The sequence below is a fragment of the Micromonospora sp. NPDC051006 genome (assembly GCF_044456245.1).
GTDB lineage: Bacteria > Actinomycetota > Actinomycetes > Mycobacteriales > Micromonosporaceae > Micromonospora.
Genome location: NZ_JBITFP010000005.1, coordinates 298,083 through 311,171 on the forward strand (window position 1 = coordinate 298,083; position 13,089 = coordinate 311,171).

8 protein-coding genes are annotated in these 13,089 nt (G+C 71.4%); 6 read left to right on the forward strand and 2 right to left on the reverse strand.

The features are described from left to right. From katG to ACIBBA_RS12155, 6 genes are all read left to right on the forward strand, one after another. Positions 1-2,274 carry a catalase/peroxidase HPI gene (katG, locus tag ACIBBA_RS12130; RefSeq protein WP_396696392.1) on the forward strand — a complete coding sequence of 758 codons (2,274 nt, stop codon included), beginning with the start codon at positions 1-3 and terminating at the stop codon, positions 2,272-2,274. Positions 2,275-2,517: 243 nt separating this feature from the next. After that, a complete protein-coding gene (locus ACIBBA_RS12135) occupies positions 2,518-2,928 on the forward strand; it encodes a hypothetical protein (RefSeq protein WP_396696394.1) in 411 nt (136 codons plus the stop codon). Between the two features lie 16 nt (positions 2,929-2,944). After that, positions 2,945-3,799, forward strand: a complete 855-nt coding sequence (locus ACIBBA_RS12140) for an MBL fold metallo-hydrolase (protein ID WP_396696396.1) — start codon at positions 2,945-2,947, stop codon at positions 3,797-3,799. 176 nt (positions 3,800-3,975) lie between these two features. Continuing rightward, positions 3,976-4,740 (forward strand): SDR family oxidoreductase, encoded by a 765-nt coding sequence (locus ACIBBA_RS12145; RefSeq protein ID WP_396696398.1) that lies wholly within the window; start codon positions 3,976-3,978, stop codon positions 4,738-4,740. 183 nt (positions 4,741-4,923) lie between these two features. Then, a complete protein-coding gene (locus ACIBBA_RS12150; protein WP_396696400.1) occupies positions 4,924-6,111 on the forward strand; it encodes a low temperature requirement protein A in 1,188 nt (395 codons plus the stop codon). 116 nt (positions 6,112-6,227) lie between these two features. Beyond that, positions 6,228-9,563, forward strand: a complete 3,336-nt coding sequence (locus ACIBBA_RS12155) for a S8 family peptidase (protein WP_396696402.1) — start codon at positions 6,228-6,230, stop codon at positions 9,561-9,563. A 42-nt stretch (positions 9,564-9,605) separates the two neighbouring features. On the opposite strand, the gene ACIBBA_RS12160 is transcribed toward ACIBBA_RS12155, so the two are convergent. Both ACIBBA_RS12160 and ACIBBA_RS12165 read right to left on the reverse strand, forming a co-directional pair. Beyond that, positions 9,606-12,359: a BTAD domain-containing putative transcriptional regulator gene (locus ACIBBA_RS12160; RefSeq protein ID WP_396696404.1), complete on the reverse strand. Its 2,754-nt coding sequence runs from the start codon at positions 12,357-12,359 to the stop codon at positions 9,606-9,608. Between the two features lie 137 nt (positions 12,360-12,496). Next, positions 12,497-13,021, reverse strand: a complete 525-nt coding sequence (locus ACIBBA_RS12165) for a sigma-70 family RNA polymerase sigma factor (protein WP_396696406.1) — start codon at positions 13,019-13,021, stop codon at positions 12,497-12,499. Positions 13,022-13,089 lie beyond the last annotated feature (68 nt).

Genomic DNA, 13,089 nt, shown 5'->3' on the forward strand with positions numbered 1-13,089 from the left:
ATGAGCGACACCCAGGACCAGGCCCCCGCCAGCGCGCAGGGCGTGGACAAGAAGGAGGCGGCCGGCTGCCCGGTCGCGCACGACTCCGTGACCTCGCAGGGCAGCGAGAGCGAGAACCCGGGGATCCCCTCGCCGACCCCGAAGACCGGTGGGCGTCCGCGTACCAACCGGGACTGGTGGCCCAACCAGCTCGACCTGTCGGTGCTGCACGCCCACTCCTCGAAGGGCAACCCGCTGGGCGAGAACTTCAGCTACGCCAAGGAGTTCGCCAAGCTCGACGTCGAGGCGCTCAAGCGGGACATCGTGCAGGTGCTCACCACCTCGCAGGACTGGTGGCCGGCCGACTTCGGCCACTACGGCGGTCTGATGATCCGGATGAGCTGGCACTCCGCGGGCACGTACCGGATCCACGACGGTCGCGGCGGCGCCGGCGACGGCGGGCAGCGTTTCGCTCCGCTCAACAGCTGGCCCGACAACGCCAACCTCGACAAGGCGCGCCGCCTGCTGTGGCCGGTGAAGCAGAAGTACGGCCAGAAGATCTCCTGGGCCGACCTGCTCGTGCTCGCCGGCAACGTGTCCCTGGAGTCGATGGGCTTCAAGACGTTCGGCTTCGCCTTCGGCCGGGAGGACGTCTGGGAGCCCGAGGAGATCTTCTGGGGTCCCGAGGACACCTGGCTGGGTGACGAGCGCTACGTCGGCGAGGCCGAGATGGCGCCCGAGGTCGGCGCGACCGAGATGGGCCTCATCTACGTCAACCCGGAGGGCCCGAACGGCAACGCGGACCCGCGGGCGGCGGCGTACTTCATCCGGGAGACCTTCGGCCGGATGGCGATGAACGACGAGGAGACCGTCGCGCTGATCGCCGGCGGCCACACCTTCGGCAAGACCCACGGTGCGGCCCCCGCCGAGAACCACGTGGGCCCGGAGCCCGAGGGTGCCCCGCTGGAGGCGCAGGGCCTAGGCTGGCTGAGCAGCCACGGCAGCGGCAAGGGCCGGGACACGATCACCAGCGGCCTCGAGGTGACGTGGACCGACGTGCCGACGCAGTGGAGCAACCGTTTCTTCGAGATCCTCTTCGGCTTCGAGTGGGAGCTCACCACGAGCGCCGCCGGCGCGAAGCAGTGGGTCGCCAAGGACGCCCCGGAGATCATCCCGGACCCGTTCGACGCGTCGAAGAAGTACAAGCCGACGATGCTCACGACCGACCTGGCGCTGCGTTTCGATCCGGCCTACGAGAAGATCTCGCGCCGCTTCCTGGAGAACCCGGACGAGTTCGCGCTGGCCTTCGCCAAGGCCTGGTACAAGCTGCTGCACCGCGACATGGGTCCGGTCAGCCGCTTCCTCGGCCCGTGGGTCGCCGAGCCGCAGCTGTGGCAGGACCCGGTGCCGGCCGTCGACCACGAGCTCGTGGGTGACGCCGACGTCGCCGCCCTCAAGGCGAAGGTCCTGGAGTCCGGCCTCACGACTGCCCAGCTGGTCTCCACCGCCTGGGCGTCCGCCGCGAGCTACCGCTCCACCGACAAGCGCGGTGGCGCCAACGGCGCCCGGATCCGTCTCGAGCCGCAGCGCAGCTGGGAGGTTAACCAGCCCGAGCAGCTCACGACGGTCCTGGAAACCCTGGAGGGCATCCAGCGGGAGTTCAACCAGGCCGGCGGCGCGAAGATCTCGCTCGCGGACCTGATCGTGCTGGCCGGCGCGGCCGCGGTCGAGAAGGCGGCGCGTGACGGTGGCGTCGAGGTGACCGTGCCGTTCCGCCCGGGCCGCACCGACGCCACGCAGGAGCAGACCGACGTCGAGTCCTTCCGGGTCCTCGAGCCGCGGGCCGACGGGTTCCGCAACTACCTGCGTCCCGGCGAGAAGACCCAGCCGGAGGTGCTGCTCGTCGACCGTGCCTACATGCTCAACCTGACCGCGCCCGAGATGACCGTCCTCGTCGGCGGCCTGCGCGCCCTCGGGAACAACGTCGGCGGCGCACAGCACGGCGTCCTCACCGACCGACCGGGCGTGCTCACCAACGACTTCTTCGCCAACCTGCTCTCCCCGGGCACCCGGTGGAAGGCGTCGGAGTCCGAGCACGTGTACGAGATCCGGGACCTGGCTACCGACGAGGTGAAGTGGACCGCCACCGCGGTCGACCTCATCTTCGGCTCCAACTCCCAGCTGCGGGCCCTCGCGGAGGTCTACGCCAGCCAGGACGCCCGCGAGAAGTTCGTGGCCGACTTCGTCGGCGCGTGGACCAAGGTCATGGAACTCGACCGGTTCGACGCCGCCTGATCCTGCTCCAACCGACGAGCTCCGGTCGATCCACGACGATCGACCGGGGCTCGTCCACCATCGGATGCCGGGCCAGTGGGGCCCGGCATCCTCGGCCCCGCACGTGAACCATCACCGCCGGTGCGCGCTGAGATCCGTCTCGGCGCGCACCGTTCGTCTGCGGGGGATGGTCGGTTGGCCACGGGCAGAGCCGCAGGCCCGCCAGCTCGTCCTGCTCCGACTTTAAGCCGATATGGTCGTTTCATGACGTATCTCGGAAGCGGCGATCCGGCTCGGCGGCGGACCGACTACAACCCGCCCTGGCTCGCCGATCTCGCGGACGACGTGACGATGGAGGGCGCCGTGCTCCACGGTGTCGTCCGCGGCGCCGACGCCGTGCGGACGCTGCTGTCGTACGCGCGGACGCTCTACGAGTACCAGGAGTTCGTCTTCGTCGGGAAGTACGGCGACAACGGCTACGTCGAGGACTACTCGTCCCGCATCCAGGGGCAGCCCATCGCCAACATCGCTGTCGTCTACCGAGGCGACCAGGGCAAGGTCCAGCACCTGGTCATGAATCACCGGCCCCTTCCGGCCGTACTGCTCTTCTCCCGTCTCATGGGCGAGCACTTCCGGGGAACGCCGTACGCCGAGTTCTTCGCCGCCCCCGAGTGAGCCCGAGGAGGACCGGATGTCCGACAACGCGACCCTGCGCTACGACGTGCTCGTCTCCGGCCTCGCGCCGGTACGGGACGATGTGCTGCCCAACGGCGAACGACCGCACTGGTCGCCCCTGGCGCACACGCTGATCCACGGGGCCCGCGAAGCCGTGGTCGTGGATCCGCCGATCACCGTCGCCCAGACGGACGCCCTCGCCGACTGGATCGAATCCTTCGGCAAGCGGCTGACCCACATCTACATCACCCACTGGCACGCCGACCACTGGCTCGGTACCGGGCGGCTGGTCCGGCGATTCCCCGACGCTGTCGCGTACGCCGGCCCGAGGACGGTCGACCGCATCGTGCGCAGTACCCCGGACGGTGTGCCGGCGGCCCTGTGGCGCGATCTGTTTCCGGGGCAGCTCGGTGACCCGCCGATCGAGATTCCGATCGGGCCGGTACCGTCCGGCGGCTTCACCGTCGATGGGCAGCAACTGCTCAGCGTTGAGGTCGGGCACAGTGACACCGACGACTCGACCGTCCTGCACGTGCCGTCGATCGGGCTGGTCGCGGCCGGCGATGTCGTCTACAACGTCCACCAGTATCTCGCCGAGGCGTCCGACGGCGGCCTGGACGGCTGGCGGGCCGCCCTCGACACGGTCGCCGCGCTCGCTCCCACCCATGTCGTCGCCGGGCACAAGGATCCGACTCGGGACGACGACGTCGCAGCCATCGGGCAGACCCGCGAGTATCTCGACGTCGCAGCCGAACTACTTGCCGCTAGGCCATCGCGCGAGGAGTGGTTCTCCCGGATGGTCGAGCGCTACCCCGACCGGGTCAACCCGTACACGGTCTGGCTGTCGGCCCGGCGGCTGCTGAACGCCTGACCAGATCCGGTCCGGTGTCCGGCTACTCGGTAGCACTGCGCGCAGCCGCTGGCGACCTCGCCGGGAAGGTGGCCGGACTCACCCTCTCGGCGGCCAGCAAAAGCGGACGACGTTCGTCCGCTGAGGTACGTTGGCTAAACGGACGAGGGGCGTCCGGATTTCGAGAAGGAACTACCATGTCCACGCGTTTCGTAGACAAAGTCATCTTGATCACCGGTGCCACCTCCGGCATGGGTCGGGCCGTCGCAGAGCGGGTCGCCGCGGAGGGTGCGAGGGTCGTCCTGGCGGCACGCGGCAAGGAAGCGGGTGAAACATTCGCGGCCGACCTGCGCTCCGCCGGGCGAGACGCGATCTTCGTGCCGACCGACGTGACGGTGGCAGCCGAGGTGGAGCAGCTGGTCCGGCAGGCGGTCGAGCACTATGGGCGGCTCGACGGTGCCTTCAACAACGTCGGCGCGGCAACCGCGTACGGCCCGGTCGACGAGATCGACGAGGACGCCTGGAGTGCCGACCTGGCCCTCAACCTCAACAGTGTCTTCTTCGGGCTGAAGTACCAGATTCCCGCGCTGCGGGCCTCCGGCGGCGGTGCGATCGTCAACAACGCCTCCAACCTCGGCGTCACCGGCGCGGCGGGGATGGCGTCCTACGCCGCCGCCAAGCACGGCGTCGTCGGGCTCACCCGATCGGCGGCACTCGACACCGCCGCGACGGGTCTGCGGATCAACGCACTCATCACCGGCGGCGTCGACACCCCGCTGCTGCGCGGCGCGATGGGCGCGAACCCGGAGGAGGCCATCCGTGCCGCCGGCGCGATGCACCCGGTGGGCCGGATCGCGCAGGCCGAGGAGATCGCCGCGTTCGCGGCCTTCCTGCTGAGCGAGGAAGCCAGGTTCATCACCGGGGCCGCGCTCGCGATCGACGGTGGCATGACCGCCGCGTGAGTCGGCCGAGGGTCCTCGGCGCGGTCGCACCCCGGCAGCGGGGTCACCGCAGCAGGCACCGAGGACCCTCCACCGACCGGACGTCAGATCGAGGGTCACGGTCGCTTTGTGCGGCAACGCCCCAATCCGCTGCGCCGGACGTGATACGAATTCTGGGCAGGATTGTCCGGAGGAACGGGGGCGGTGGCGCAGGCGCGGTCGGGGTGGATTCTGCGCGGTCAGGACACCCCCCGCCGGATCTCCTACCTGGAACTCCTCTTCGACCTGGGTCTCATCGTCGCGCTCATGCGGCTGTCCGACCGGCTGACCGGCGACCTCGGTTGGAACCACGCGCTGGAGACTGTGGTCCTGCTCGCCGCGATCTGGTGGGTCTGGACGGTCACCGCGTACACCACCGACTGGTACGACCCCAGTCTGCCGATCGTCCAGCTGATCGTCCTCGGCGTGCTGTTCGGCGGACTGCTGATGTCGCTGGCCATCAGCAGCGCGTTCGAGGGGGTCAACGGCATCGTCTTCGCCGGGGCGTACGTGGGCCTGCACCTCTGTCGCGGGTTCATCCTCATCACCGCCCTGCGCGGTCACGCCCTGCAGAGGCGGCCCATGCGGGTGCTCATCTGGTTCTGCCTCACCGGCGTGCTGTGGGTGGTCGGCGCGTTCCTGCCCAGCCCGTTCCGGTTGGTGCTCTGGGCGGTGGCTATCGCGACGGACTACGCGGTCGGCCTCTTCGGTTATCCGCTGCCCCGGCTCGGCCGCTCCGGCCCGGAGGAACTCCGGGTGGGTGGCGAGCACCTGGCGGAGCGCTACCGGCAGATGTTCATCGTCACCCTCGGCGAGATCATCCTCGTCGGCGTGCGGCTGTACGGCGACCCCCCGTTCGTGTCGCTGCAGACGGGGGGCGTGATCCTGCTCTTCGCCCTGACGGTGACGATGTGGCGGATCTACATCGTCTACGTCGCCGACCATCTCGCCACTGGGATCGACCACGCCAACAATCCCGGCCGGATCGGGCTGGTCGCGGCGTACGCGCATCTGGTCATGGTCGCCGGTGTGGTGTTGGTCGCCGCCGGTGGTGACATCGTCGCGCGAGACCCCGTCGGCGAGACCAGCCCCACGAAGCTGGCCATCGTGGTCGCCGGCCCCGTGGTGTTCCTCGTCGGCCGCACCGTGTACGCGCTGGTCGTGTTCCGCGCGATGCTGTGGCGGCTGCCTATCGGCGTGGTCGCCCTGTCGCTGGCGGCGCCGATGACGCAGGCGCTGCCACCGATCGCGATCGCCGCCCTCATGACCATCGGAATGATGGCGATCGCCTTCCTCCCGCACTGGGGGCAACCGGTGTACCGCACCCGCTGGCACATCCGTACCCGCTGGTGACCCGGCCGCGACGCGTGCGCTCTCGGTCTTTGTGACCCAGGTCACTTTCGATGAACTTTCACCTGCCGGTCACGTCCGGAGCACCGGATACCTCTCGCGTTCATCTAGGGAGAATGATGCGGTCAGTTCGTACGTTATCGGCGCTGGCGCTGCTGGTGCTGGGCGTCTCGGCGGTGGCCCCGGGCGGTGCGCCGGCGTCGGCGAAGCCCCGGGCCGCGAAGCCGGCGACCACACCCGCGGTCGCGTCCGAGCCTCGGACGGTCACTCTGCTCACCGGCGACACCGTCCACGTCGGCACCGTCGACGGCCAGACGACCGTCGACGTCGTGCCGGGCAAGGGACGGGAGCGCATCCCGTTCATCACCCACAGCGCCGGCGAGGACGTGCGGGTCATCCCCGCCGACGCCGTCGGCCTGCTCAACCGGGGCAAGCTCGACGAGCGGCTCTTCGACATCTCGACGCTGGTCAGCTTCGGCTACGACGACACCCGGGCCACCCTGCCGCTCATCGTCCAGCACAGCGGCGCCGCGCCCGCCGGCCTCGCCGGTGCCCGGACCACCCGGGCGCTGCACGGAGCGAGCGCCGTCGCCCAGAGCCGCGCGGACGCGGTCTCCTTCTGGAACACCATCACGTCCACGGCGGGAGGTGCCGAGCGGCAGCTGCGGGCCGGGTTCGACAAGATCTGGCTTGACGGGCTGCGCCGACCCACCCTCGACGTCAGCGTCCCGCTGACCGGCGCGCCGGAGGCCTGGAAGGCGGGCTGGACCGGAACTGGGGTGAAGGTCGGCGTGATCGACACCGGCGTCGACCAGACCCACCCCGACCTCGCCGGCCACGTCGCCGCCGCGGAGAACTTCACCGCCGAAGCGGACGCCCTCGACCGGGTCGGTCACGGTACCCACGTCGCCTCCACCATCGCCGGCACCGCCGCCGCGTCGCAGGGCCGTTACAAGGGAATGGCGCCCGGCGCGACCCTCTACAGCGCCAAGGTCTGCACCCTGGAGGGCTGCCCGGAGTCGGCGATCCTGGCCGGCATGACCTGGGCGGCCGAGCAGGGCGTCAAGGTCGCCAACATGAGCCTCGGCGGCCCGGACAGCCCGGAGACCGACCCGATCGAGGCGGCGGTGGCCGACCTCACCCACCGCTACGGCGTGCTCTTCGTCATCGCCGCGGGCAACAGCGGTGAGGCCGGCGAGTCCACGGTGGACTCGCCGGGCAGTGTGTCCGAGGCGCTGACCGTGGGCGCCGTGACCAAGACGGGCGAGCTGGCCGGGTTCTCCGGCCGGGGACCGCGTGCGGGCGACGCGGGCATCAAGCCGGACGTCACCGCGCCCGGCGTCGGTATCCTCGCCGCCCGCAGCTCGACCTCCGACCTGTGGCCGGACGACGCGAACCCGCAGTACACCAGCATGAACGGCACCTCGATGGCGACTCCGCACGTGGCCGGCGCGGCGGCGATCCTGAGCCAGCAGCACCCGGACTGGACGCCGGAGCGGATCAAGTCCACGCTGATGGCGGCCGCCAAGCCGAGCGCCACGATCGGGGTCTACGAGCAGGGCGCCGGCTTCCTCGACGTCGCCCGGGCGGTCCAGCAGACGGTCACGGCGAGCCCGGTCAGCGTCGCCTTCGAGCGGGGCACCGCGGCACAGACGCGCACGATCACGTACGCGAACAGCGGCTCGTCCCCCCGTACCCTGGCTGTCTCCCTCGACGCCAAGGACGCCGACGGCGCCCCGGCGCCGGCCGGCCTGTTCAGCCTCAGCGCCTCCTCGGTGACCGTCCCGGCCGGCGGCACGGCCACCGTGACCGTCACCGTGCGGGCCAGCGCCGACCTGCCCGACCGCTACTTCGGCGGTGAGGTGACCGCCACCGGCGGCGGCTCGCAGGTGCAGACCCCGGTCGCGCTCGACATCGCCCGCCACCAGCTGAATCTCAAGCTCGTCGGGCCGGACGGCGGCGCGCCCACGCCCGATCAGGGCTGGGTGACGGTCCTGACCGACCTGGACCGGCAGACCCTCCTGGTGCTCGGCGACCCGTCGGCCACCACGTACCGGATCCGCGCGGGCCGCTACCTGGTCCAGACCTACCTGCAGAGCGGCGACCCGTACTTCCCCCAGATCACCTCCCTGGTTCGTCCGAGCCTCGACCTGACCCGGGACCAGGCCCTCACCATGGACACCCGCCTGGCGAAGCCGATCGCGGTGTCGGTGCCGAACCCGAAGGCCACCGCGGTCTTCCAGGAGTCCGGCTGGACGATCCGCACCGAACAGCCGCAGATCTGGGGCAGCAACGACCCGTACGGCACGCTGATGAACGTCCCCTTCGACCACGTGCGGACCGCGCAGATCGGGGCCGGCAAGACCCCGGGCTTCGTCTCCTACGTCCACGGAATGTGGGGCCAGGTGGCCCAGGACGGCAGCCTGCACAACAGCCCGTACGTCTACCGGGTCTACCTCTACGAGCCGGAGAAGATGATGACCGGGCTGACCCGCAAGCTGCGCGCGGGTGACTTCGCCACGGTCCGCTCCCAGATCAGCGCGGACGTGGCCGGCGTGCCGGTGGCGCGTACCGCGGTCGCGCACGCACCCGGCAACTCACCGGTCTACCGCGACGAGCGCACGATCCCGCCGAGCTTCACCTACGACGTGCCGAGCACCATCACCGAGTACTACAACCAGGACAAGAAGGCGGTGTGGCAGTCGACCTCGGCCCAGCAGGGCTACACGTACTACCAGTCGCCGTGGACCAGCTTCAAGCCCGGGCGTACGTACAACGTGAAGTGGGCCAACGCGGTGGCCGGGCCGGTCTTCCCGGAGCCGAACTTCGGCCAGCAGTACGCCACCCGCTACTGGGGCGACACGATCGGCGGGCCGGGCCCGCTGCACGGTGACGGTGCCGGGCACATGGGCTTCCGGCACGTCGTCGGTGGCAGCGTGCAGGTGGACCTCTACCGCAACGGCGTCAAGATCGGCGACGCCAACCAGGCACCCTGGACGTGGGACGTGCCCGCGGCGAAGGGTGACTACCGGCTGGCCGCGACCTTCCGCAGCGACCCGGCGTTCTCCCTGTCGACGCTGGTCGACGCGGAGTGGACCTTCAAGTCCGCGCACGTGGGCGACGGCGACCTGGTCAAGCTGCCGATGACGGCGATCCGGTACACCCCGGAGCTCGACATCGACAACCGGGCGCCGGCCAACCGGCTGTTCGCGATCCCGATCTCGCTCGACCGCCAGGTCGGTGCGGCGCCGGGCCGGACCAGGTCGCTGACCGTCGAGGCGTCCTTCGACGACGGCAAGACCTGGCGGAAGCTGTCCGTGCAGCGTTCCGGCGAGAAGGCGGTCGCCTGGGTGCGCAACCCGGCCGGCACCGGCTTCGTCTCGCTGCGGGCCGCCGCGGCGGACACCAGCGGTAACACGGTCAAGCAGACCGTCATCCGCGCCTACCGGTACTGAGCGTGGCACCCGGACGCGGCGCCCACCGGCGTCGCGTCCGGGTCACCGGTGCCACAGCAACCGGTCGCGGATCCGGCGGGCCATCGGCGAGTCCGTCCCGTCGAGCTCGGCGAGGGCCTCGTTCCACGCCTGCCGAGCCAGGGCCGGCTCGCCGTTGGCGGAGTGGAAGTCGCCGACGGAGACCAGCACCTCCGCGGTGTGATGGGTGGCCCGTACGCCGCGGAAGGTGTCGATCGCCTGTTGCCAGCTCGCCAGCGCGTGCGGCAGGTTGTCGATCATCGAGTACGTGTGCGCCAGCCAGGACTGGGTGGTACCCACCCCGTGCAGGTCGCCGAGCGCCTCGAACTGCCGCCGCGCCTCGACGAACCTGCTCAGCGCCTCGGCGTGCCGGCCGAGCCCGCCCTGTGCCCGCCCGATGGCCAGCAGGGCAGTGGTCGCACCCCGCACATTTCCCTCGGCCTGAAAGAGTGCCCGGGCGGCCTCGGAGTGCCGTATCGCCTCGTGGTAGCGCCGCTGCTCCAGCCGGATCTCGGCGATGTTGTTCTCCACGTGCCCCTGCTCGGTACGCCGCCCGAGCCGCTCGAAGAGCGTCCGGGCGTGTTGCAGGTGCGACAGCCCCCGGTCCAGATCCGCCAGGAAGTAGCAGGCGCCGGCGAGGCTGCGGTGCAGCAGGGCCTGCGCGGCGGGGTCGTCCCCGGTCGCGGCGAGGGCGCTGCCCACCACTGCCGCCCACTGCTTGAACTGCGCGGTGTCCTGGAAGAAGTTCTGCAGGGCCAACGCGATCTGCCAGGCCGTGCGAGGCCGCCCTCGCTCCTTGGCCCGCGCGACGATGTCGGTCAGCACCCGCTGCTCGGCGGCGAACCAGGCCATCGCGTCGTCCCGCCCGGTGAAGCCCCGTCCGGTGACCCCACGCTCGGACGGTTCCGGCTCCGGCAGCGGCACCTGCGGCAGCAGGAGCAGCTGCGCCGCGTACGCGCTGAGCTGGTAGTAGTCGTAGACCCGCTCGATGGCGGCGGCCCGCTCGGCCGGGTCGTCGTGCTCCTCCCCGAGCTCCATGGCGTAGGCGCGCAGCAGGTCGTGCATCCGCCACCGGCCGTCGCCGGGCTGGACCAGCAGCTGCGCCCCGAGTTCGGCGAGCAGGCCGCGGGCGGAGCGCAGGGACAGCCCGCCCAGCGCGGCCGCCGCTTCGATGCTCAGCTCCCCGGCCGGGTGCAGGGGCAGCAGCCGGAAGAGTCGGGCTGCCTCGGGAGTCAGGGCCTGGTAGGACCAGGAGAAGACCGCTTCCAGGTCGGCGTGCGAGTCTCCGAAGCCGGCCAGCCGGCCGTCGGCCTCGGCCAGCTCACCGGCGACCGCGGGCAGACTGATCCCGGGCCGGCCGACGCTGCGGGTGGCGACCAGCGCCAGGGCCAGCGGCAGCCGGCCGCACCGCGCGATGATCTCGCCGACGGCGGCCGCGTCGGCGTCCGCCGCGTCGCCGAGCCGGCGGGTGAGCAGCTCGCGGGCCTCGGCGTCGGTCAGCAGGTCGAGGTGCAGCGGGTGGGCGCCCGCCGGGCCCGTCACGCCGGTGATCCGCCGGCGGCTGGTGGCGATGACGAGACTGTCGCCGCTGCCGGGCAGCAGGTGCCGGATCTGGTCCCAGTCGCGGCAGTTGTCGAGCAGGATGAGCATCCGGCGCTCGGCCAGGATGCTGCGGTAGAGGCCGGCCTGGGCGTGCAGTTCGGCCGGGATGGCGGCCGGCGCGACCCCGAGGGACCACAGGAAGCCGCGCAACGCCTCCGCGGGTGTCATCACCGAGTCGCCGGAGTCGAAACCGCGTAGGTCCGCGTGCAACTGCCCGTCGGGGTAGCGGGCGGCCACCCGGTGGGCCAGGTGCACCGCGAGGGTGCTCTTCCCGACGCCGGGCATCCCGTCGATGACCAGCGCGGTGGTCCGCCTGTCTCCGGCCAGCAGCTCTTCCACGGCGGCCACGACGCCGCCGCGGCCGGTGAAGTAGGGGTGGTCGGGCGGCAGCTGCGCCGGCGGCTCGGCCCGGGTCGACGCCGGGGCGTCCTGGTCGAGCAGGCTGTCCCGGGCCGCGCGTAGTTCGCCGCCGGGTTGGATGCCGAGCTCGTCGGCGAGCCGGTGCTCGATGTCGGCGTACGCCGCGAGAGCCTCGGCCCGCCGGCCGTCGGCGGCGAGGGCGAGCAGCAGCCGCGCCTGCAGCGCCTCGTCCAACGGCTCGTGTTCGGCGGCCAGCCGGATCGTGGGCAGCACCGCGTGGGCGCGTCCGGCCCGCAGGGCGGCATCGGTCGCCGCCCGGACGGCCGCGAACCACTCGCCGTCGACGGCGATGAACTCCGGGTGGGCCCGTCCGCCGGCCCGCAGGCCCGCGGCGCACCGGTCGCGCCACAGCGCCAGCGCCTCCCGGTAGAGCTCGACGGCCGGCTCGCCGGAGCTGTCGGCGGCCTCGGCGACCAGGCGCCGAAAACGCAGCAGGTCGAGTGACTCTCCGTCGATCCGCAGCTGGTATTCGGCGCCGTCACGGATCAGCACCGTGCCCGCTGCCCGCGTCGGCAGGCCCGGCTCGAAGCGCCGCCGGAGCATCCCGACGTGCCGGTGCACCACGTTGACCGCGCTGGGTGGGGGATCGGACTCCCAGAGCAGGTCGACGATCTCGGCGACGCTGACCGCGCAGCCGGCCCGGACGAGCAGCAACGCCAGGATCAGCCGCTGCTGCCGGGTGCCCAGGTCGATTTCGGACTGGCCGCGCCAGGCCCGTACCGGGCCGAGAACGGCGAAAGAGAGCGGGTCGGTCATCGTGATGCGATCCGTCTGGGGCTGGTTGCCACGTCGCCGAAGCGTGGCAGGGCCCGAGCCGTGAGCCGGGCGCACGTTGCGGCACTGTGAGCTGCGACTCAGCGCCCGATCTCCGGCCGGGTGGGAATCGTGGCTGATCAGGCCGCTTCGAGGCCGGTGCGTAGGGCCCGCAACGCGTAGTGGGTCCGGGACTTCACCGTGCCGATCGGGACTCCCAGCCGGCCCGCGACCTCTTCCGGTGACCGCCCGACCAGGTAGACCTCGGAGAGCAGACTGCGCTGCGCCGGGCTCAGCCGGCCGAGCGCTCGCCGGATGGCGTGCGACGCCAGGGCGGTTCCGGTCGTGTCGTCCCCGGCGGGAATCCAGCTCATGTCGACGAGATGGACCTCGGCCGGGCGGCCCCGCCGCAGCCGGACGCCGTCGATGACGAGCCGCCGGGCGACGGTGAAGAGCCACCGGCGGGCGGCGTCGGGCTCGGTCGGCACCGAGTCGAGGTGCCGCCAGGCACGCAGCATCGTCTCCTGGAGCAGATCCTCGGCGCTCTGCCGCTGGCCGTGGGTCAGCACGAGCAGGAGTCGCAGCACGGCGCGCGCGTGCTCCGCATGCAGCGCGGTCAGGCGCTCGGCCGGGCCGGCCGGTGATTCGTCGGATGCCTGCAGCACGGCATGTCCCCCACACGCAGGAGCAACGGTGACTGAGGCAGGAGCCTAGGGACGATCCATGCGAATGG